General features: G+C 67.1%; 14 protein-coding genes. 7 read left to right on the top strand and 7 right to left on the bottom strand.

The window, feature by feature from the left end; all coding sequences use genetic code 11:
* Positions 1-49: 49 nt before the first annotated feature.
* On the bottom strand, positions 50-625 hold the full coding sequence (locus IFS44_RS15860; protein ID WP_311725698.1) for a TetR/AcrR family transcriptional regulator: 576 nt from the start codon (positions 623-625) through the stop codon (positions 50-52).
* Between the two features lie 128 nt (positions 626-753).
* On the opposite strand from IFS44_RS15860, the gene IFS44_RS15855 reads away from it, so the two are divergent.
* The 3 genes from IFS44_RS15855 to IFS44_RS15845 are packed head-to-tail and all read left to right on the top strand — an operon-like array spanning position 754 to position 6,649.
* Complete coding sequence (locus tag IFS44_RS15855; protein WP_192099165.1) at positions 754-1,956, top strand: efflux RND transporter periplasmic adaptor subunit; 1,203 nt, start codon at positions 754-756, stop codon at positions 1,954-1,956.
* A gap of 6 nt (positions 1,957-1,962) precedes the next feature.
* Entirely contained in the window at positions 1,963-5,160 is a 3,198-nt protein-coding gene (locus IFS44_RS15850; RefSeq protein ID WP_107931291.1) for an efflux RND transporter permease subunit, read from the top strand.
* A 4-nt stretch (positions 5,161-5,164) separates the two neighbouring features.
* Positions 5,165-6,649, top strand: coding sequence for an efflux transporter outer membrane subunit (locus tag IFS44_RS15845; RefSeq protein WP_107931289.1), 1,485 nt, complete (start codon positions 5,165-5,167; stop codon positions 6,647-6,649).
* A 68-nt stretch (positions 6,650-6,717) separates the two neighbouring features.
* On the opposite strand, the gene IFS44_RS15840 is transcribed toward IFS44_RS15845, so the two are convergent.
* The gene (locus tag IFS44_RS15840) at positions 6,718-7,344 is read right to left on the bottom strand and encodes an NADPH-dependent FMN reductase (protein ID WP_244180476.1); all 627 of its coding nucleotides are present in this window, start codon (positions 7,342-7,344) and stop codon (positions 6,718-6,720) included.
* Between the two features lie 117 nt (positions 7,345-7,461).
* On the opposite strand from IFS44_RS15840, the gene IFS44_RS15835 reads away from it, so the two are divergent.
* The 3 genes from IFS44_RS15835 to IFS44_RS15825 all read left to right on the top strand — a co-directional run bounded on the left by IFS44_RS15835 (position 7,462) and on the right by IFS44_RS15825 (position 11,698).
* Positions 7,462-9,651 (top strand): transglycosylase domain-containing protein, encoded by a 2,190-nt coding sequence (locus IFS44_RS15835; RefSeq protein WP_192099164.1) that lies wholly within the window; start codon positions 7,462-7,464, stop codon positions 9,649-9,651.
* Positions 9,652-9,767: 116 nt separating this feature from the next.
* On the top strand, positions 9,768-10,769 hold the full coding sequence (locus tag IFS44_RS15830) for a threonine aldolase family protein (protein WP_192099163.1): 1,002 nt from the start codon (positions 9,768-9,770) through the stop codon (positions 10,767-10,769).
* The gene (locus tag IFS44_RS15825) at positions 10,766-11,698 is read left to right on the top strand and encodes a DMT family transporter (RefSeq protein WP_192099162.1); all 933 of its coding nucleotides are present in this window, start codon (positions 10,766-10,768) and stop codon (positions 11,696-11,698) included. The genes IFS44_RS15830 and IFS44_RS15825 overlap by 4 nt, the downstream gene beginning before the upstream one ends.
* Here IFS44_RS15825 and IFS44_RS15820 read toward each other — a convergent pair.
* Positions 11,611-12,447 carry an NAD(P)-dependent oxidoreductase gene (locus tag IFS44_RS15820; protein ID WP_192099161.1) on the bottom strand — a complete coding sequence of 279 codons (837 nt, stop codon included), beginning with the start codon at positions 12,445-12,447 and terminating at the stop codon, positions 11,611-11,613. The two genes, IFS44_RS15825 and IFS44_RS15820, sit on opposite strands and share 88 nt — an antisense overlap.
* A complete protein-coding gene (locus tag IFS44_RS15815; protein WP_192099160.1) occupies positions 12,444-14,186 on the bottom strand; it encodes a M28 family metallopeptidase in 1,743 nt (580 codons plus the stop codon). Before IFS44_RS15815 ends, IFS44_RS15820 begins: the two co-directional genes overlap by 4 nt.
* Positions 14,187-14,305: 119 nt before the next feature.
* Here IFS44_RS15815 and pepN point away from each other — a divergent pair, with 119 nt between their 5' ends.
* A complete protein-coding gene (gene pepN / locus IFS44_RS15810; RefSeq protein ID WP_192099159.1) occupies positions 14,306-16,918 on the top strand; it encodes an aminopeptidase N in 2,613 nt (870 codons plus the stop codon).
* Positions 16,919-16,952: 34 nt separating this feature from the next.
* Here the strand turns inward: pepN and IFS44_RS15805 are convergent, their stop codons facing one another.
* The 3 genes from IFS44_RS15805 to gltB all read right to left on the bottom strand — a co-directional run bounded on the left by IFS44_RS15805 (position 16,953) and on the right by gltB (position 22,817).
* On the bottom strand, positions 16,953-17,297 hold the full coding sequence (locus IFS44_RS15805; RefSeq protein ID WP_192069252.1) for a tRNA-binding protein: 345 nt from the start codon (positions 17,295-17,297) through the stop codon (positions 16,953-16,955).
* A gap of 2 nt (positions 17,298-17,299) precedes the next feature.
* Entirely contained in the window at positions 17,300-17,974 is a 675-nt protein-coding gene (locus tag IFS44_RS15800) for a glutathione S-transferase family protein (RefSeq protein ID WP_031396481.1), read from the bottom strand.
* Positions 17,975-18,302: 328 nt separating this feature from the next.
* A complete protein-coding gene (gene gltB, locus IFS44_RS15795; protein WP_166746678.1) occupies positions 18,303-22,817 on the bottom strand; it encodes a glutamate synthase large subunit in 4,515 nt (1,504 codons plus the stop codon).
* Between the last annotated feature and the right edge of the window lie 2 nt (positions 22,818-22,819).

Below are 22,819 nucleotides of genomic sequence, written 5' to 3'. Positions count from 1 at the left end.
CCCGCCAAACGGGGCCGCCTGCCCCGTCGTCAGGGCATCGCGTCGTGCCTCAGAGCGCGTGAAGCGCAGCGAGGATCATGCGGCCGGTGACCTCTGCGGTCTCGGTCTCGGACAGCCGCGGACACGACAATGTCCGATGCCCCAGCCCGAACATGCACGCCAGCACCAGCTCCTCCGCGCCATCGAGCGCATTTGCCGACAACGCGGGATTGGCGACGCAGGCGAGATCGCGCACCACCGCGCGAAACCCGGCGCAGAGCGAGCCGATCGTGTCCGCGACCTCGCCGTTGCGATGCGCTTCTGCCATGATATCAAACGACAGCGCCTCATCCCCCTTGGCGAGCGACCGCCGCGCGAGCTCGACAAATCCGCGCTCGATCGACAGCCGCCCCGTCGACACGTCGTCGGTCAGCTTGCGCAGGTCTGAGAGTTTGGCCTCGGCATCCTCAAGGATCAGCGCCTGGATCAGCGCGTTCTTGCCGGTGAACAGGCGATAGATCTGGCCGACGCTAACGTCCGCAGCGGCAGCGAGTTCGGCCATCGACGTCTGATGGAATCCCTGCGTCGCATAAAGATGCCGGGCCGCATCAACGATGTGCGAACGCGCCGACTTCTCATGTTGCACTGCAATCAAAATCCCACTCCGGATGACGTTTTAACTTGACCCGGCGTTTGCACGTCCATAGCGGCGGCGCAAGCGGAATGAACGTTCATTCCGGTGAACTCTTCTGCACGGACGTCGGGATGCTCAACATGCAGCGATTGAATCTCAAGGGATCGGTGGCCCTGGCCGCGCTGGCGCTGATGGCGGCGTGCAGCAAGGAAGAGACCCCCCCGCCCCCGCCGACGCCCACGGTCGGCGTCGTGACGGTCGCGCAGGAGGCGGTGACGCTGACCACCGAGCTGCCGGGGCGGATTGCCGCGGTGGAGACGTCCGAAGTGCGCCCGCAGGTATCGGGCGTCATCCGCCGTCGCCTGTTCACCGAGGGCGCGATGGTCCGTTCGGGCCAGGTGCTCTACGAGATCGAGGACGCCCCCTATCGCGCCGCGCTCGGCACGGCGCAGGGTCAGCTCGGCGCCGCCCAGTCGCAGATCAATGCGACCCGACTTCAGGCACAGCGTTACGGCCAGCTCGTCGCGCTGAACGCGGTCAGCAAGCAGGAGGCGGACAACGCCACCGCGTCCGCGCAACAGGCGCGTGCCAATGTTGCAGCGCAGCGTGCAGCGGTCGAAGCCGCACGCGTGAACCTCAATTTCACCCGCATCAAGGCGCCGATCTCGGGTCGTATCGGCCGTTCGATCTTCACCGCCGGCGCGCTCGTCCAGACCGGGCAGACCGACGCGCTCGCGACGATCCAGCGGACCGACACCGTCTATGTCGACGTCACCCAGTCGGCGGCGCAGCTGCTCGACCTGAAGGCGGCGATGGCGTCGGGCGGCGTGACTCGCGGCGACGGCACCGCACGCGTCCAGCTGATCCTGCCCAACGGCCAGACCTATCCGATCGAGGGTCGCCTGCAGTTCGCCGAAGTCACCGTCGATCCGGCGACGGGCGCGGTCACGCTGCGCGCCAGCTTCCCCAATCCCAACGGGCTGCTGCTGCCGGGCATGTATGTCCGCGCCAAGCTCGTCGAGGGTATCCGCAGCCAGGCGATCATGGCCCCGCAGGAAGGCATCACGCGCGATCCGCGCGGCAAGGCGACCGCGATGGTCGTCACCGCGCAGAACAAGGTCGAGCAGCGCAATGTCGTCACCGACCGCGTGATCGGCGACAAGTGGATCGTCACCAGCGGGCTGAAGCCCGGCGACAAGCTGATCGTCGAGGGGCTGCTCAACCTGCGTCCCGGCACGACCGTCAAGCCCGCCGCCCCGCAGCAGGTCGGCAAGGTTGGCGGCAAGGATGTCGCCGGGAATGCCGCAGCTGGCGGCGCCGCCTCCACGCAGGCCGGGAAGTAACGCCTCATGTCACGCTATTTCATCGATAGACCCATCTTCGCATGGGTCATCGCGATCATCCTGATGCTGGCCGGCGTCCTGGCGATCCGGTCGCTGCCGATCGCGCAGTTCCCCGAGATCGCCGCCCCCAAGGTGACGGTCGCGACGTCCTATCCGGGCGCCGACGCGCAGACGCTCGAGAACACGACGACGCAGATCATCGAGCAGCAGATGAAGGGGATCGACAACCTTCGCTACTTCGCCTCGACCAGCGACGGCGCAGGCAACCTCGCGATCACGCTGACCTTCGAACAGGGCACCGACGCGGACATCGCGCAGGTCCAGGTGCAGAACAAGCTGCAACAGGCGACCCCGCTCCTGCCGCAGGAAGTGCAGCAGGCCGGGCTTCGCGTGACCAAGGCGACCGCCAACTTCCTGCTCGTGATCGCCGCCTATTCGCAGGACGGCAGCCATGACCAGGTCGATCTCGGCGATCTGATTGCATCGAAGCTTCAGGATCCGCTCAGCCGGATCAAGGGCGTCGGCGACACGCAGGTGTTCGGCGCGCAATATTCGATGCGGATCTGGGTCGATCCCTTCAAGATGTCGAACCTCGGCGTCACCGTCACCGACATCACCTCGGCACTGACCGCGCAGAACGCACAGGTTTCTGCCGGTCAGGTCGGCAGCCTTCCCGCGGTCAAGGGCCAGGCGCTCAACGCGACCGTCACTGCGCAGTCGCGTCTGCAGACCCCGGAACAGTTCCGCCAGATCATCATCCGCTCGGCCACCGGCGGCGCCACCGTGCGCCTCGCCGATGTCGCCCGGGTCGAGATGGGCTCGGAAAACTACAGCTTCCAGGCGCGCTACAACGGCAAGCAGGCGGCGGGCTTCGGCGTGAAGCTGGCGCCGGGCGCCAACGCGCTCGACACCGTCACGCTGGTGAAGGCCGAGGTCGAGAAGATCGCCAAGCAGTTCCCGGCCGACGTCAAGATCGCCTATCCGGTCGACAATTCGACATTCGTGCGGCTGTCGGTCGAACAGGTGGTCCACACGCTGATCGAGGCGATCATCCTCGTCTTCCTCGTGATGTTCCTCTTCCTCCAGAACTTCCGCGCCACGCTCATCCCGACGATCGCGGTGCCGGTCGTGCTGCTCGGCTCGCTCGCCGTGCTTCAGGTCGCGGGCTTCACGATCAACACGCTGACGCTGTTCGGCATGGTGCTGGCGATCGGCCTGCTCGTCGATGACGCGATCGTCGTCGTCGAGAATGTCGAACGCCTGATCCAGGAAGAGGGGCTGAGCCCCAAGGAGGCCGCCAAGAAATCGATGGACGAGATCAGCGGCGCGCTGGTCGGCATCGGTCTCGTCCTGTCCGCGGTGTTCCTGCCGATGGCGTTCTTTAGCGGCTCGACCGGCGTGATCTTCCGCCAGTTCTCGATCACGATCGTTTCGTCGATGGTGCTTTCGGTGCTGGTCGCGCTGATCCTGACGCCCGCACTCTGCGCCACCATCCTGAAGCCGTCCAAGCAGGATCACGGCGACAAGAAGGGCTTTTTCGGCTGGTTCAACCGGACCTTCGATCGCGGCGTCGACCGATATGGCAAGGGCCTGCGCCGCGTAGAAAAGGGCTGGGTGCGGACGATGATCGTCTATGCGGTCATCGTCGGCGCGATGCTGTTCGTCTTCCTGCGACTGCCCTCGGGCTTCCTGCCCGAAGAGGATCAGGGGCTGATGTTCGCGCAGGTGTCGATGCCCACGGGCACGACGATGGAAGAGACTGCGCGGACGATGGACAAGCTGCGCGATCACTTCCTGGTCGACGAGAAGGCCAACATTGCGGGCATCTTCACGATCAGCGGCTTCGGCTTTGTCGGCCAGGGCCAGAATGTCGGACTCGCCTTCATCCAGCTCAAGCCGTGGGAGGATCGCGAAGGCGACGCGAACACCGTCGCCGCGGTCGCCCAGCGCGCCAACCAGGCGCTTGCCGGGATCCGCGCCGGCATGGTGATCGGCTTCGTGCCCCCCGCCGTGCAGGAACTCGGCAACGCCAACGGCTTCGACTTCATGCTGAAGGACAATGCCGGCGTTGGCCACGACAAGCTGCTCGAGGCCCGCAACATGCTGCTCGGCATGGCCAGCCAGGACAAGCGCCTGATGCAGGTCCGTCCGAACGGCCTGGAGGATGCGCCACAGCTCAAATTGAACGTCGACCAGGCTCAGGCGGGCGCGCTCGGGCTGAGCCAGGCGGATATCAACACCACCGTCAGCACCGCGTTTGGCGGATCGTACATCAACGACTTCATCGACCGCGGTCGCGTGAAGAAGGTGTTCGTCCAGGCCGATGCACCGTTCCGCAAGTCGCCCGCCGACCTTGGCAACTTCTTCGTCCGCGGCGCGACCAACGCGATGACGCCGATGTCGTCCTTCTCGACGACCGACTGGACCTACGGCCCCGCACGTCTCGAACGCTATAACGGCGTCGCCTCGTTCGAGATCATGGGGTCGCCCGCACCCGGCGTCAGCAGCGGCACCGCGATCAAGGCGATGGAGGAAATGGCGGCCAAGCTGCCCCCCGGCATCGGCTATGAGTGGACCGGCCTCAGCTATGAGGAACAGCTTTCGGGCGGGCAGTCGACCTATGTCTATGCGCTGTCGCTGCTGATCGTGTTCCTGTGCCTTGCCGCACTGTACGAGAGCTGGTCGATCCCGATCGCCGTGCTCCTCGTCGTGCCGCTCGGCGTGCTCGGTGCGGTGCTCGCGGCGATGGTCGCGGGGCTGAACAACGACATCTATCTCCAGGTCGGGCTGATTACGACGATCGGCGTGGCGGCGAAGAACGCGATCCTGATCGTCGAGTTCGCCGAGGAGAAGATGGGTGACGGGATGAACGCGGCGGATGCCGCGGTCGAGGCGGCCAAGCTGCGTCTTCGCCCGATCCTGATGACCTCGTTCGCGTTCATCTTCGGCGTGCTGCCGCTCGCGCTGTCGAGCGGTGCGGGCGCCGGCGGCCAGAATGCGATCGGTTGGGCGGTGGTGGGCGGCATGCTGTCCGCGACCGTGCTCGCGATCTTCTTCGTGCCGCTGTTCTTCCTGCTCGTGAAGCGCGTCTTCAAGCAGGACAAGCCCGGCCAGCAGGACGGAGACCGCCGCCGTGATGACACACGTGACGACACCCGTGACGGCGACACCACGCCCCACGACCAGCGGCCGCAGGAGGCCTGATCCGATGTTCTCGCGCAAAATCGCTCTGACGTTCGCCGCCGGGCTCACGCTCGCCGGCTGCAACCTGGCCCCGAAATATGTCCGGCCCGAGCTTCCGGTGGCCCCGTCCACGCCGACCGGACCGGCTTATGCGGCGACCGATGCGGCGGGTGCGATCGTGCCCGCGGACACCGCATGGGAGGCGTTCTTTACCGACGACCGCCTGCGCCGCGTCATTCGCACCGCGCTCGACAACAACCGCGACGTCCGGATCGCGGTTGCCAATGTCGCGCAGGCGCGGGCGCAATATCGCGTCCAGCGCGCCGACCTGTTCCCGACGCTGGGTGCGACGGGCAGCGCAACCTATCAGAAGTCCCCCTTCGGCGCCGTCGGTGGCGGTACGGGCGGCACCACGGGCGGCGGTACTGGAGGCGGCACCGGGGGCGGCGGCACCGGTGCCGGGGCGGTCGCCGGCGGCGGCCGGTTCGACATCTATTCGGCCAATCTCGGCGTCTCGGCCTGGGAAATCGATCTGTTCGGCCGGGTCCGCAATCTGACCCAGGCGCAGCAACAGGCCTATTTCGCCGCGGAGGAAAACCGCAACGCCGCGCAGGTGTCGCTGATCGCGGAAACCGCGACCGCCTGGCTGACGATGGCAGCGGACCAGGATCGGCTGAAGATCGCGCAGGACACCGAACGGGCCTTCGGCGAAACGCTCAAGCTGACGCAGGATCGGTTCCGCATCGGCATCGCGTCCGAACTCGAAGTGCGCCAGGCGCGGACGACCTATGACCAGGCGCGCTCCGACATCGCCGATGCGACGACGCTCATCGCGCAGGACCAGAATGCGCTGAACCTGCTCGCAGGCACCACGCTGAGTGCCGACCTGCTGCCGGCCCGGATGCCGGAGAAGACGCCGACGCTGGAAAATCTGCCCGCCAACCTGTCCTCCGAAGTCCTGCTGCGGCGCCCCGACGTCGCGGCTGCCGAGCATCAGTTGATTGCGGCGAACGCCAATATTGGTGCGGCCCGCGCGGCGTTCTTCCCCAATATCTCGCTGACCGCGTCGCTCGGCACGTTGAGCCTCGGCCTGTCGAACCTGTTCGGCAAGGGCAGCGAATCCTGGTCGGTCGCGCCGTCGATCACGCAGCCGATCTTCGACTTCGGTCGCAACAAGGGTAATCTGGACTACGCCAAGGCCTCGCGCGACGCGATGCTCGCTACCTATGAGAAGAGCGTCCAGACCGGCTTCCGTGAGGTTGCCGATGCGCTCGCCCGGCGCGGCACGATCAACGGCCAGCTCGAGGCGCAGACGTCGCTGCGCGACAATGCGGCGGGCGCGTTCAACCTGTCGCAACTGCGCTTCCGCGCGGGGATCGATCCGTTCCTAAACACGCTCGATTCACAGCGGTCGCTCTACACCGCGCAGCAGAGCCTGCTGGCGACCCGGCTGGTTCGCGACACCAATGCGGTCGAGCTGTATCGTGCGCTCGGCGGTGGGCTGCGGTAACACCGGCCCGTCACGGCCGCCGCGTCATCTAGGGCCAGACCCGGGTGACGCGGCGGTGCGACGCGCGGTCAGTTTGCCGGTTCGGACAAAGGTGCGAACCGCGCGACCTGCCGGCCGACCAGACGAAGCTGCTCAAGCACCGCGGGATCGCTCGCCCCGCCCTCGGCATCGAATTTCGTCACTTGTGTGTTGATCGCCGCTGCGAATGGCGTCGGCCAGCCGCGCAGTGCGTGGACGATCGAGCGAAGCGCCGCGATCGTGCTGCCCGTCGCCTGCCAGCCATAGGCGGTCGCGATCAGCCCGACCGGCATGTCCGCCAGATAGGGCCGTTCGGGATCGCGCGCGGTTTCCTCGAGCAGGTCGAGCGCGTTCTTCACCACGCCCGAGATGCTGCCATGATAGCCCGGACTGGCGATGATCACTGCCGAGGCCGCGCGCACCGCCGCGACAAAGGCACGCTCGTCCTCGGTCCGCTCGGTCGCCTTGGGATCGTAAAGCGGCAGCCGGGCCATGTCCGCGCCGCCGAACATCTGTGTCCGGTATCCGTGTCGCTCGACCGAATCGAGCGCGATCCGCAATGCGCGCTCGGTCGACGACACGCCGCCGATCGTCCCGCCAATGCCGACGACAAGCGGCAGGGAGGGCGATAGAGAGTCGGTAGCTGCCACGGTGTCACCCTGTTCGAACATCATCATTAGCTCTTCCTCGTTTCGCCCGGTGATGACAACAGGCCAATGCTGTCGCTCAGCGCGCGTACACGTTAAGCGTGCGCATAGGCTTGTCCGAACTGTCATAGAACGATAACACACCAGATGCCCGACCGCTGGAACGATCCGATGCGCCCCGATCCCTTCGACCCCGCCCGATCCGGCTCCGGCATGTCCGGCGAACGCGAGCCCTATGCCTATGAACGCGAGCGGTTGATCACCGAGCGCGAACGCCTGCGCGAGAAATATGAGCGCGAGCGACTGGGCGAGGATCCGGACGGCAATTACGATCCCCGCCAGGACGATGGCTACCCGCAGCCCGCGACACCGCGGCGCAGGCGGGGCGGGATCGGCCGGTGGATCGTGCGCGGCACCGGTATCGGCATCATCCTGCTGGTGATCGCGATCATCTGGCTGGCGACCCCCGCGCCCCTGTCGAAATCACTGCAGCCGCCGACCCCGCCCTCGATCACGCTCACCGCCGATGACGGCACGCCGATCGCACGGCGCGGCGCGATCATCGGCAAACCGGTCGACGCGGCGACGCTGCCGCCGCACGTGCGCGAGGCGTTCCTCGCGATCGAGGACCGCCGCTTCTATTCGCACTGGGGTATCGACCCGCGCGGGATCGCGCGCGCGGCCTGGGCGAATCTCGGGTCGGGCGGGGTGCGTCAGGGCGGCAGCACGATCACGCAACAGCTTGCGAAGAACGCGTTCCTCGATTCGGATCGCACCGCGACGCGCAAGATCCGCGAGGCGATGATCGCCGTCTGGCTTGAGGCATGGCTGTCGAAGGACGAGATCCTCTCGCGCTATCTGTCGAACGTGTATTTCGGCGACAACACCTATGGGATCAGCGCGGCTGCCAAGCATTATTTCGGCCGGACACCCGCGGCGCTGAACGTCGGCCAGGCAGCGATGCTCGCCGGCCTGGTCAAGGCGCCGTCGCGGCTCGCCCCGACCTCCAACCTCGAGGGTGCGCGCAAGCGTGAAGCCGTCGTCGTCGGCGCGATGGTCGCCGCGGGTTTCCTCACCGAAGCGGAGGGCGATGCGGTCCGCCCGCAACGCGTGCTGGCGAACCGCCCGAAGCAACTCCCCAACGGCACCTATTTCGCCGACTGGATCCTGCCCGAGGCGCGCGACCAGGCGGGCGAGGTGAAGACGGAAACCACCGTCCGGACCACGCTCGATCCGCGGCTGCAACGCGCCGCCGAACGCACCGTCGCGCGCGTTGGGCTGCGCGAGGCGCAGGTCGCGCTGGTGGCGATGCGTCCCGACGGGCGCGTCGTCGCGATGGTCGGCGGCAAGGATTACCGCAAGAGCCCGTTCAACCGTGCGACTCAGGCGCGTCGCCAGCCCGGATCGACGTTCAAGCTGTTCGTCTATCTCGCCGCGATGCGCGCGGGGATGACACCCGATTCGACGATCGAGGACCGCCCGGTGACGATCGGCGACTGGACGCCCAAGAACAGCGACGGGCGCTATCAGGGGACGATCACGCTGCGCCAGGCATTTGCCCGCTCTTCCAACGTTGCCGCCGCCCGGTTAACGCAAGAAGTCGGCGTCCGGGCGGTGATCAAGGCCGCGCGCGACCTGGGGATTTCCACGCCCATTCCGAACGAGGCGACGATCGGCCTCGGCACCTCGACCGTGTCGCTGCTCGAACTGACCGCCGCCTATGCCGCGATCGCGCGCGAGACCTATCCGGTGCAGCCGCGCGGGCTCGCCGATGTTCGGGAAAAGGGCTGGTATCAGTCGCTGACCGGGGGTTCGACCGCGCTGCCGCCGAAGATCCATGACGAGATGCTCGACCTGCTCGCCGCCTCGATCCGCAACGGAACCGGGCGGAGCGCCAACCTGACAGTCGATGCGTTCGGCAAGACCGGGACGACGTCGGACAACAAGGATGCGCTGTTCGTCGGCTTCGCACGCGACCTGGTGGTCGGCGTATGGGTCGGCAACGACGACAACAGTTCGAATCCCGGCCTGTCCGGCGGTGGCATCCCGGCGCGGATCTGGCGCGACTTCATGCAGTCCGCGCTGGGCATCGCCCCCGTCGCCGCCCCCGCGCCGCCGGTCGAGGAGATCGACCCCGATGCACTGCCGCCCGAAGACGGGGACAACAGCGTCCTGCCGCTCGGCGGCGAGATCGAGGGGCTCGGCTTCAACCTGAAGATGGGCGAGGACGGGACGATCTCGGTCGGCCCCGCACGCCGCGATCGACCGGAGGATGGGCCACCACGCGACGATCGCCGGCCGCCCGAGGAGGAACCGGGGTTTGACGAGGGGCAGTAGTTCGATCCCCCGCCGTCATCCTGACGAAAGTCAGGCCCCGGGATGACGACGTAGAAGGCGGCGACCAAGGCGAAGCGCCCGTTGACGCCATCACCGCATCGCAGCATGTCCTGACGATGCGCTTTTTCTCCGACAACGCCGCCAGGATCCACCCACAGGTCATGGCCGCGATCGCCGCCGCCGACACGCTCGACACCGCCTATGCGGGCGATCAATGGAGCCAGCAGCTCGACGGCCGCCTGTCGGCGCTGTTCGAAACCGAGGTCGCGGTGCTGTGGGTGCCCACCGGCACCGCCGCCAACTGCCTTGCGCTCGCCGCGCTGTGTCCGCCGCATGGCGGCATCGTCTGCCACCGCGACGCGCATATCCAGAATGACGAGGGCGGCGCGCCCGAATTCTACACGCACGGTGCCAAGCTGTTCCTCGCCGATGGGGACGGCGCGAAGCTGACGCCCGCGACGATCCGCACCGTCCTCGACGCGATCCCCGACGACGTCCACCGCGTCCAGCCGCACGCGATCTCGATCACCAACGCCACCGAATATGGCCGGGTTTACCTCTCCCATGAGGTCGCCGAGATCGGCGCGCTCGCAAAGGAGCGCGGGCTCGGCTTCCACATGGACGGCGCGCGCTTTGCAAACGCGATGGTCCATGCGGGATGCTCGCCCGCCGACATGACGTGGCGCGCGGGCGTCGACGCGCTCAGTTTCGGGTTCGTCAAGAACGGCGCGATGAGTGCGGAGGCGCTGGTGTTCTTCAAGCCCGAGCTCGCCGCCGTCACCCAGTATCGCCGCAAGCGCGCGGGCCTGCTCCTGTCAAAGGGGCGGTATCTGGCCGCACAGATCCTCGCGATGCTCGAGGACGACCTGTGGCTCGCCAATGGCGAGGCCGCGAACCAGGCTGCCACGCGACTGGCCGCGGCCGCGGGCGACCGCCTCGTCCATCCGGTCGAGGCCAACGAGGTCTTTCTCCGCGCGACCCCCGACGAGGCCGCCGCGCTTCGCGCGCAGGGGTTCGATTTCTACGACTGGGCGGCAGGCGAAATCCGGCTGGTGACCGCATGGGACACGCCGGTTGGTCCGGTCGACCAGCTTGCGGACGCGATCCGGGCGTTATGACCGGGCCGTCCGGTTCGCCGCAACCCCCGATCCAGTCGACGCGTGCGGCGGTGCTGGTCCCGTTCGGGATCGTCACGCTGATCTGGGGGTCGACCTGGCTCGTCATCCGCGACCAGATCGCGGTGGTGCCGCCGAGCTGGTCGATCAGCTACCGCTTCCTCATCGCCGGCATCGCGATGGCGATCTATGCGCGGGTGAAGCGTGAAAGCCTCGTGCTCGACACCCGCGGCTACGCCTTTGCCGCGGTCATCGGCACCGCGCTGTTCGCGTTCAACTTCAACTTCGTCTACCGTGCCGAGCATTATGTGACGTCGGGGCTGGTCGCGGTGGTCTTCGCGTTGCTGCTCGTCCCCAACGCGGTGTTCGGCCGCATCTTCCTGGGGCAGAAACTCGGGCGACAATTGATGCTCGGGTGTGCCGTGGCGATGGCGGGCGTCGCATTGCTGTTCGTCAACGAGGCGCGGGTCGATCCGCATGGTCCGCAGTCCGCGACCATCGGCATCGCCCTGACGCTGGGCGGCGTCCTGGCCGCGTCGATCGCGAATGTCATGCAGGGCAGCGCGTTTGCCAAACGCTATCCGATGGCCCCGATGCTGGCGATCGCGATGCTGATCGGCGCGACGCTCGACGCGACCTTCGCCTGGATCACCACCGGACCGCCGGTGTTCGAGCTGCGGCTGGGCTATATCGCCGGGATCCTCTATCTCGGCATCTTCGCCTCCGCGCTCGCCTTCCCGCTCTATTTCAACGTCATCCGCGCGATCGGGCCTGCCAAGGCGGCCTATTCGGGGGTGATCGTGCCGGTCATCGCGATGATCTTATCGACGATCTTCGAGCATTATCACTGGTCGACGCTAGCGGTGGCCGGTGCGGTGCTCGCCGGTGCCGGGCTCGTCATCGCGCTCAGCGCCCGCAGACCCGCCCGGTAATCCGGCCAGGTCGGCGTCCAGCGCAGGACGCGCTTCGCCTTGCCGTTCGCCACCCGCCGGTTCTCGGCATAGAAACCGCGCCCCATCGCCGACAGCTGCTCGATCGTCACGAACGGCGGCGCGGGCAGACCGAGCAGTGCTGCGGCGAAGGCGACGACGTCGTTCTGCGACGCGGGGACGTCGTCCGCCAGATTATAGGCGCCCGGCGGCGCATCGAACGCGGCGATTACGCCCGCGCCGATATCGTCGACATGCGCGCGACTGAACACCTGTCCCGGCTGGTCGATCCGGTGCGCCTTGCCCTCGCGCACGCGGTCGAGCGGCGACCGGCCGGGGCCGTAAATGCCGGGCAGGCGAAACGTCCGCGCGCCGATCGCGAGCCAGTCGGCATCGGCCGCTGCCCGCGCGCTCCGGCGTCCGCCGCCGATCGGCGCGGTCTCGTCGACCCAGGCACCACCGGCATCGCCGTACACGCCGGTCGACGACAGATAGCCGAGCCACGCCCGCGTCCGCAGCAGCGCCGATCCGTAGCGCGCCAGCACGGGGTCGGCGTCATGCTCGGGCGGGACCGAGGACAGGATATGCGTCGCTGCGGCGATCTCCGTCATGACCGCGGCGGCGTCGTCGAACCGGATCGTGTCGTCGCGACCGTCGCGCGACGTGCCGACGACATGCCACCCGTCCCCGGCCAGGCGGCGTGCGATCCGCGACGCGGTATAGCCGAGGCCGAAGACGAGCAGCCGGCTCATTTCGCGGCCGCCGCCCGGCCCATCGGCCCCTTGTAGAGCGTGCCGAAATAGTCGCCCGCATTCCAGACCGGCCGCTCCGCGCCATCGGCGATCTCGCGCGCGATCCGGTAGTTCGCATCGACGAACCGCACGCCCTGATCCCACAGGATCGGCTGCGACAGATCGTCCGAAGGCTTGTGATAGTTGTTCGCCATGAAATAGGCGACCGCGGCCTTGCCCGGCCCCTTCTGCCCCGGCCACAGGAACACCGCCGGGATCCCCTTCTGGACGAAGCGGAAATGATCCGAGCGGACGAAGATTCCCTCTTCGGGCATCGGATCGGGCGACAGGCCGACACCGATCGCCGCCACCGCCGTCTGGACGATCGGGCCGAGCGTCGATCGCTCCGCGCCGAACACCACCATGTCCTCGAACTTGTAGGTCAGGATCGGCATGTCGAGGTTCACGTCCGCGACGATATTGGCGAGCGGCACGGTCGGGTGGTTGGTGAAATAATCGCTGCCGACCAGCCCCTTTTCCTCGCCCGTGACCGCAAGGAAGATCAGCGTGCGCTTCGAGCCCTTGCCGCTGGTCGTGAAGCGCTTGGCTTCCTCGATCAGGCTGGCGATGCCGATCGCATTGTCGAGCGCGCCGTTGTTGAGCGCATCGCCGTCCTTCGCGCCGTTCGCGGGACGGGTGATGCCGATATGGTCGAGATGCGCGGACAGCACGACGACCTCCTTGCCAAGCACCGGATCGGTGCCGGGAATGACGCCGACGACGTTGCTGCTCGCCGCCGGCGCGAAGCTCGTCTTGGTCGCGACCGTCAGCGTGCCCGCAAGCGGCGCGGACCTGAACTTCGCATTGTCCGACCGCGCCTGCTTGGCAATCGCCTTCCACGACGCGCCGAACAGCTTGGTCGCGCCTGCAACGCTCAGCGTGCCGAGCGACGGCGCGCCGGGCGCGTCGACCTTGCCGGTGCCGTCGGGGTTGGCCCAGGTCATCCGGGCGGTGTCGTAGAATTGCGCCGATCGCGCGAACGGGCGGGCCTTGGCGGTCCGCGGGCTTTCGAGCGTGATCACGCCGACCGCCCCCTTGCTTTCGGCGGTCCGGGCCTTGGTGCCGCCGGATCCGAAAAAGGCACGTTCCTCGCCGCTGAACCGCGCCGGCGCACCGCCGAAATAGGCGACGATCTTGCCGCGCACGTCGACGCCGGCATAGTCGTTCTGGCCGTATTGCGGGGCGTCGATGCCATAGCCGACGAACACGATCGGCGCCGACACCGCGGTATCGGCCTTCGCACCGTTGGCGGCGGGGACATAGTCTGCCGCGAACACCAGCGGCTGCGCGGCGCCCGACTGCGGCGTCCAGGTGAAGCTGCCCTTGTCCGCGGCCTTGTAGCTGACCAGCGGCACGCGCTGCAGATAGCCGGCATCGTCACCGCCGGGCCGCAGACCGGCGGCATAGAATTGCGCCGCGACATATTGCGCGGCGATGTCGAACTCGGGGCTGCCCGCCTCGCGCCCCTTCATCGCATCGGAGGCGAGGAACAGGACATGCGCCTTCATCGCCGCCTGATCCGCCGGCAGCGGTGCTGCGAGCCGTGTATTGAGGATCGCCGGATCGGGCTTTGCCGCCGCGGTGCCCCCCGATGCGGGTGCCGGTGTCGGGGTGGCAGCTGTCGGTTGCGGGGCCGACGTCTGCGCCAGCGTCGCCGTGGAGAGGGCGAGCACCGAGAGCGCGCCGATGAACCGATACATGCCGAAATCCTTGCAAGACGAACGTGTTGCAGCCGGGTAGCACGCCGGCCGCGACACGCAAGCACAGCCCGGTAAGCTTTGGCTGGCGGAGCCCGCGACGGCCCCTATATTCGTCGTCTATGCTCGACATCCAACACAGCCTCGCCCAGCCCGACATCGCTGCCCCGGTCGCCATTCGCCGGGTCGATTATACGGCGCCGGCCTGGCTGGTACCGACGACACGGCTGGAGTTCACGCTCGATCCGTCCGCGACACGCGTCATCGCGACGCTGTCCGTCACCCGCAACGGTGACCATCACGATCCGCTGAAGCTCGATGGGGCAGGCCAGCGACCGCTGTCGATCATGGTCGACGGCGTCGCGGTCAACGACTGGCATTTCGAGGGCGAGCAGCTGGTGATTCCCCTGTCGGGTGACGCGCATGTCGTCGAGACCGAGGTCGAGATCGCCCCCGACCGCAACACCCAACTGATGGGGCTCTATGCCTCGGGCGGCAATCTGTGCACGCAGTGCGAGGCGGAGGGGTTTCGGCGCATCACCTATTTCCCCGACCGTCCCGACGTGCTCAGCCGCTATTCGGTGCGGATGACGGCGGACAAGGCGCGCTTCCCCGTGCTGCTGGCGAACGGCGACCCCGTCTCACAGGGCGATCTCGCCGATGGCCGCCACTGGGCGGAATGGAACGACCCCTTCCCCAAGCCCTCCTATCTCTTCGCGATCGTCGCCGGGGATCTCGCGGTCAATTCGGGCCGTTTCACGACGATGTCGGGCCGCGAGGTGTCGCTCGGCATCTGGGTGCGCAAGGCGGACCTCGCCAAGACCGATCATGCGCTCGAGGCGCTGGCGCTCTCCATGGCCTGGGACGAGGCGACCTATGGCCGCGAATATGATCTCGACGTGTTCAACATCGTCGCGGTCGACGACTTCAATTTCGGCGCGATGGAGAACAAGGGACTTAACATCTTCAACTCGCGCTACATCCTGGCCGACCCCGATACCGCGACCGATTATGACTATGACGCGATCGCCGCGGTCGTCGCGCATGAATATTTCCACAACTGGTCGGGCAACCGGATCACCTGCCGCGACTGGTTCCAGCTGTCGCTGAAGGAGGGCTTCACGGTCTATCGCGACCAGGGCTTCTCCGCCGACCAGGGCAGCCGTGCGGTCAAGCGGATCGAGGACGTCCGCGGCCTGCGCGCGTCGCAGTTTCCCGAGGATTCAGGGCCGCTGGCGCATCCCGTCCGCCCCGAATCCTATCAGGAGATCTCCAACTTCTACACAGCGACGATCTACAACAAGGGCGCCGAGCTGATCCGCATGATGGCGGCGATCCTCGGGCCGAAGAACTTCCGGGCGGGGACCGATCTGTATTTCGACCGCTTCGACGGCACTGCCGCGACCTGCGAGGATTTCGTCGCCAGCATGGAGGAGGCGAGCGGGATCGATCTGACGCAGTTCCGCCTCTGGTATTCGCAGGCGGGCACTCCGCGCCTCTCGGCAAGCCTGTCGCATGATCCTGTGGCCAAGCGCGCGACGCTGACCCTGGCGCAGCATGTACCCGCCACGCCGGGCCAGCCGGACAAGGCGCCGATGGTCCTGCCGCTCGCGATCAAGCTGTTCGGCGCCGACACGGGTGCCGCGCTGATCGACGAACGGCTCGTCCTGCTCGACGGGCCGGGCGAGACGATCCGGTTCGAGGGGATCGACGAACGCCCGATCCTGTCGATCAATCGCGGCTTTTCCGCGCCGGTCGTGGTCGAAAGCGATCGCAGCGCCGCGGATCTCGCCTTTCTCAGCGCGCATGACGACGATCCCTTCGCGCGGTACGAGGCGATGCAGCAGCTGATGCTCGAGACGCTCGTGGCCAGCGCGAGCACGGGTCGGGCGGAGCATGACGGTGTGATCGCCGCGGTCGCCCGGACGCTGGAGGATCCCGAGCTCGACCCCGCCTTCATCGCCGAAGCGGTGATGCTGCCGTCCGAGAGCTTTATCGGCGACCAGATGCGGATCGTCGATCCCGACGCCATCTTCCGCGCGCGCGACGGCCTGCGTCGCGATCTCGGCACGCAGCTCGAACGCCAGTGGCGCCAGGCGCATGCGCGCGCCGGTTCGGCACCCTTTGCCTATACGCCGGAGGGCAAGGGCCTGCGCCGGCTGCGCTCGGTCGCGCTCGCCTATATCATGGCGAGCGACGCGCCCGATGCCGCCGAACTGGCACTCGCGCAGTTCGAGGGGGCGGACAACATGACCGACCGCCAGGGCGCGCTGACCGCGCTCGTCAGCTCGACTGCGGCACAGCGCGACACGGCGCTCGACCGCTTCTACGCGCGCTACAGCAGCAATCCGCTCGTGCTCGACAAGTGGTTCCAGACCCAGGCCCAGTCGTCGCGCGACGATACCGGCGCGGTCGTCGCGGCGCTCGCCCGCCATCCCGATTTCACGCTGACCAATCCGAACCGCGCGCGCGCGCTCATCGGCGCGTTCGCGGCGAACCAGCGTGCCTTCCATGCGATCGACGGCAGCGGCTATCGCTTCCTTGCGGATCATCTGATTGCGCTCGACCGGCTCAATCCGCAGACGGCGGCAAAGCTCCTGCCGCCGCTCGGTCGCTGGCGCCGGTTCGACGCCAAACGCGCCGGACTGATGCGTGCGGAACTCGAGCGGATCCTGCACACGCCCGGATTGTCGCGCGACATGGTCGAGCAGAGCTCGAAAAGCCTCGAGGGCTAGGCGCCGGGCCGTATTCGGCCCGGACGGCGCCGCGTCAGAAGAGGCGGCCGCCGTTCGGAACGGGCTCGGACGGTGCGATCAGCACGACCTTGCCGTCTGAATCGGGAAAGCCCAGCGTCAGCACCTCGGACATCATCGGCCCGATCTGCCGCGGCGGAAAGTTGACCACCGCGGCGACCTGGCGGCCGACGAGCGTCTCCGGCGAATAATGGTCGGTGATCTGGGCCGAGGATCGCTTGGTCCCGATCGTGTCACCGAAATCGATCGTCAGCTTGAACGCAGGCTTGCGAGCCTCGGGAAAGGGCTCGACCGCGATGATCGTCCCGACCCGGATATCGACCCTGGCAAAGTCGTCGAACGCGATCACGGGCTCGGCCATCGTCAGAAGTCCACATTGTCATAATGTGCGGGCGGTGCGATCAATTCCATGCGCTCGCTGAGCAAGGGACGAAAGCTCGGCCGGCTCTTGAACCCGCGATACCAGCGTGCCGTCTGGTCGTGCCCCTTCCAGTCGATCCCGCCGAGATAATCCGTGACCGAGATCTGCGCCGCGGCGGCCAGATCGACCAGGCTCATCGTCGCGCCGCCCAGCCAGTTGCGGTGATCGAGCAGGTAGTCGGTGTAATCCAGATGTCCCACCGCCGCCTTCATCGCCTCGCGCAGGCCCTTGGCGTCGGGCGCGGCGCGGTGCGCGAGGCGCTTGACCATCCGCTCGTGGAGCAGCGGGCCGGTCACGTCGCGGTAGAAATGCGTGTCGAACCACGTCACCAGCCGGCGGATCTCCGCGCGGTTGGTCGCGGTGCCGTTGATCATAGCCGACTTCTCGACGGTTTCCTCGAAGAATTCGCAGATCGCCATCGAATCGATCAGCGGCGCCACGCCACGCGACGCATCGACCATCACCGGCGTCTGCCCCGCGGGGTTCATGTCCATAAACTCGTCACGCCGCTCCCAGGGCGATTCGCGGACGAGCTCGTAGCCGATGCCCTTCTCGCCCAGCAGCAAGCGCACCTTTCGCGAGAAGGGACATAAGGGGAATTGATAAAGCTGCCACATAGCGTCCGTTTAGGCGGCATCGGGCGGGTGTGTCACTAGCGCGGGTTTGCCGGTGCGTAAGAAGATTGGGTTCGCGCGGAGGCGCGGAGGCGCGGAGGTGTTGCGCTCGTGGCGCGCGAAGCTCCTTCATCAGCAGTCGCGATCAAGAAGCAGCAGAGGGGATTGAAGCTCCGCGTCTCCGCGTATCCGCGTGGACCCCCTTCTTTCCCCCTCCCCGGCGAAGGCCGGGGCCCAGTTGGGGCGCGCAGATAACGAAGCACCGCCCTCCGTTACTGCGACCTTTCCAACTGGGCGCCGGCCTTCGCCGGGGTGGAATACGCGGCAGACGCTATTCCGCCGCGACCAGCTCCGCGCTGTCGTCCAGCGGATGCGGAAGGCGCGTCAGCATTTCCTTCGGGACGATCTGCCAGAAATGCGGTGCCACCCGGTCCCAGTCCTCGAGCAGGCCCTTCGACCATTTGCTGTCGGTCGTATCCGCATGATCGCGCACCAGGTCGAGCAGGACGTCCGCCCAGTGGAGCGACTTCACCCGGTCCCAGGTGATGTTCTCAGGGTTGGCACGCTTTGCGAACAGGCCCTCGGGATCATAGACGAACGCCATCCCGCCGGTCATCCCCGCGCCGAAGTTCGCCCCCACCGCGCCGAGCACGACCGCGATTCCGTTGGTCATGTACTCGCAGCCATTCGCGCCACAGCCCTCGACGACCACGGTCGCGCCTGAGTTGCGGACTGCGAACCGCTCGCCCGCCTGCCCCGCCGCGAACAGCCGGCCGCTGGTGGCGCCATAGAGCACGGTGTTGCCGATGATCGTGTTGTCCTGGCTGGCGAGCGGCGAGCTCACCGCGGGCCGGACGATGATCGTCCCCCCCGACAGTCCCTTGCCGACATAGTCGTTCGAATCGCCGAACACCTCGAGCGTGATCCCCTTGCAGAGGAACGCGCCGAGCGACTGGCCGGCCGAGCCCCGCAACCGGATCGTGACGTGATCGTCGGCGAGCGTCGACATGCCGAACTTGCGCGTGATCTCGCTCGACAGCCGCGTGCCCACCGCGCGGTGCGTGTTGCGCACCGAATAGGTCAGCTGCATCTTCTCGCCGCGCGAGAACACCGCCGCGGCATCCTTGATGATCTGCGCGTCGAGGCTGTCGGGCACTTCGTTGCGGAAGGTCGACAGCGAGAAACGCCGCTCGGCATCCGACGCGTCGACCTTGGCAAGGATCGGGTTGAGATCGAGATCGTCGAGATGCTCGGCACCACGGCTGACCTGCCGCAACAGCTCGGTACGGCCGATCACGTCGTCGAGGCTCTTCACACCCAGCCGCGCGAGGATGTCGCGGACTTCCTCGGCGATGAACGTCATCAGGTTGATGACCTTCTCGGGCGTGCCGACGAACTTCTGCCTGAGCGCGTCATTCTGCGTGCAGATACCGACCGGGCAGGTGTTCGAATGGCACTGGCGGACCATGATGCAGCCCATCGCCACCAGCGACAGCGTGCCGATCCCGAACTCCTCCGCGCCGAGGATCGCGGCGATCACGATGTCGCGTCCGGTCTTGAGCCCGCCATCGGTGCGCAGCCGCACCCGGCCGCGCAGGCCATTGAGCGTCAGCACCTGGTTGACCTCGGACAGCCCCATTTCCCACGGCGTGCCCGCATATTTGATCGACGTCTGCGGCGACGCGCCTGTCCCGCCGACATGCCCCGCGATCAGGATCACGTCGGCATGCGCCTTCGCGACGCCCGCCGCCACGGTGCCGATGCCCGCCGAGCTGACGAGCTTCACACAGACCCGCGCGCGCGGATTGATCTGCTTCAGGTCATAGATGAGCTGCGCCAGATCCTCGATCGAATAGATGTCGTGATGCGGCGGCGGCGAGATCAGCGTCACGCCGGGCGTCGCATGACGCAGCTTGGCGATGAACTCGGTCACCTTGAAGCCGGGCAGCTGGCCGCCCTCGCCGGGCTTGGCGCCCTGCGCCACCTTGACCTCGATCTCCTCGCACGCGTTCAGATATTCCGCGGTCACGCCGAACCGGCCGCTCGCGATCTGCTTGATCGTCGAGTTCGCATTGTCGCCGTTCGCGTACGGCACGAAGCGCGACTTGTCCTCACCGCCCTCGCCCGACACCGCCTTCGCGCCGATCCGGTTCATCGCGATCGCCAGCGTCTCGTGCGCCTCGGGGGAGAGCGCGCCGAGCGACATGCCCGGCGTCACGAACCGCTTGCGGATCTCGGTGATCGCCTCGACCTGGTCGACGGGCACGCCCTCGGCCGGGAAGTTGAACTGGAGAAGGTCGCGCAGATACACCGGCGGCAGGTCGGACACCCCGCGCGAGAATTGCAGGTAGCTCGTATAGCTGTCGGTCGCGACCGCGGTCTGGAGCAGGTGCATCAGCTGCGCCGAATAGGCATGCGTCTCGCCGGTGTGGCGCTGGCGATAGAAGCCGCCGATCGGCAGCGTCGCGACCGCCGGATCGAACGCCGCCTCGTGGCGATCGGTCGCGTTGACGTGGAGCGAGGCATAGCCCTCGCCACTGATCTTCGCGGGCATGCCGGGGAACAGGTCGTTCACCAGGCTGCGCGAGAGGCCGACCGCCTCGAAATTATACCCGCCACGGTAGGACGAGATGACCGCGATGCCCATCTTCGACATGATCTTGAGCAGCCCCTCCTCGACCGCAACGCGGTGGCGGCGGAGGCATTCGGCGAGATCGAGATCACCGAACAGTCCGCGGCTCTGGCGATCGACGATCGCGGCCTCGGCCAGATACGCGTTCACGGTGGTCGCGCCGACGCCGATCAGCACGGCATAATAGTGCGTGTCGAGGCATTCCGCGGTGCGCACGTTGATCGACGCATAGGAGCGCAGGCCGCGACGGACGAGATGCGTGTGCACCGCCGCCACCGCGAGCACGCCGGCGATGCCGACGCGGTCCTCGCCGATCGCCTCGTCGGTCAGGAACAGTTCGCTCTTGCCCTGGCGGACCGCCTGCTCGGCCTCGTTGCGGATCCGCTGGATCGCCGCGCGCAGCTTCTCCGGGCCGCCGCCCGCGTCGAAGGTGCAGTCGATCTCGGCGACCGCGCCGCCGAAATGCGCCTTCAGCCGCGCCCAATGCTCACCGGTGAGCACCGGTGAATCGAGCACCAGCACGCGCTCGCGCTGGTCGCGCACGTCGAGGATGTTGGCGAGATTGCCGAACCGCGTCTTGAGCGACATCACGTGCCGCTCGCGCAGAGGATCGATCGGCGGGTTGGTCACCTGGCTGAAATTCTGACGGAAGAACTGGCTGATCAACCGCGGTTTGTCCGAAATGACCGCGAGCGGCGTGTCGTCGCCCATCGATCCGATCGCTTCCTTGGCCGATTCGACCATCGGCGACAGGATCAGCTCCATGTCCTCGATCGTCTGCCCGGCCGCGACCTGGCGTCGTGCCAGCTCGGCGCGATCATAGCGGACCACGGCGTCCTCGACCGACGGCAGGTCTGCCAGCGTGTGGAACTCGCCGATCATCGCGGCATAGTCCGCCTCGCCGGAGATGCGATCCTTGACCGCGCGGTCCTGCAGCAGCCGCCCTTCGTCGAGGTCGACCGCGATCATCTCGCCCGGCCCGAGCCGCCCCTTGGCGATGATCGTCGATTCGGGAACGACGACCATCCCGCTTTCCGATCCGACGATCAGCAGCCCGTCCACGGTCAGCGTATAGCGCAGCGGCCTGAGCGCGTTGCGGTCCATGCCCGCAACGGCCCAGCGGCCATCTGTCATCGCCAGCGCGGCCGGGCCGTCCCATGGCTCCATCACCGACGCCAGATACTGGTACATCGCGCGGTGCTCAGGCGGCATATCGGGGCTCGCAGCCTCGGGCACCAGCATCAGCTTTGCGGTCGGCGCATCGCGGCCCGAGCGGCAGATCGCCTCGAACACCGCATCGAGCGCGGCGGTGTCGGACGCGCCTGCCGGGATCACCGGCTTGATGTCCTCCGAATTGTCCCCGAAGGCGAGGCTCGCCATCCGGATCTCGTGGGACAGCATCCAGTTCTTGTTGCCGCGGATCGTGTTGATCTCACCGTTATGCGCAAGGCACCGGAACGGTTGCGCCAGCCACCATTGCGGGAAGGTGTTGGTCGAATAGCGCTGATGGAAGATCGCGACGCGGCTCTCGAACCGCTGGTCGCACAGGTCGGGATAGAAGACCGAAAGCGATTCGGCGAGGAACAGCCCCTTGTAGATGATCGAGCGGCACGACAGCGAACAGATGTAGAAGCCCTGGATCTGCGCCGCGATCACGCGCTTCTCGATACGCCTGCGGACCAGGTACAGCGTCTTTTCGAATTCGGCGGCGTCCTGCTCGTCGGGCAGCGGCCCGGCGATCATGATCTGCTCGATCTCGGGGCGCGTCGCCTGCGCCTTCTGGCCGATCACCGACACGTCGACGGGCACCTGGCGCCAGCCATAGATGGTATAGCCCGCCTCGATGATCGCGCTCTCGACGATCGTCCGGCAATCCTCCTGCGCCCCCAGATCGGTGCGCGGCAGGAAGATCATGCCGACCGCGAGCCGGTTCGGCCGCACCTTGTGCCCCGAGGCGGCGACCGCGTCGTCGAAGAATTTGAGCGGAAGGTCGATGTGAAGCCCAGCGCCATCGCCGGTCTTGCCGTCCGCATCGACCGCGCCGCGGTGCCACACCGCCTTCAGCGCATCGACCGCGGACTGCACGACGCGCCGCGACGCGCGGCCATCGGTCGCGGCGACGAGCCCGACGCCGCAGGCATCACCCTCGAATTCGGGACGGTACATGCCGTGTTCGGCGAGATATTGGCGCTGATCGGTGCTGGAATCAGTCATCG

The organism is Sphingomonas sp. CFBP 13706 (assembly GCF_014842355.1).
Taxonomy (GTDB): Bacteria; Pseudomonadota; Alphaproteobacteria; order Sphingomonadales; family Sphingomonadaceae; genus Sphingomonas; species Sphingomonas aerolata.
Note: the sequence above shows the minus strand (reverse complement) of the source record. Positions and strands in the feature narration are given on the sequence as shown.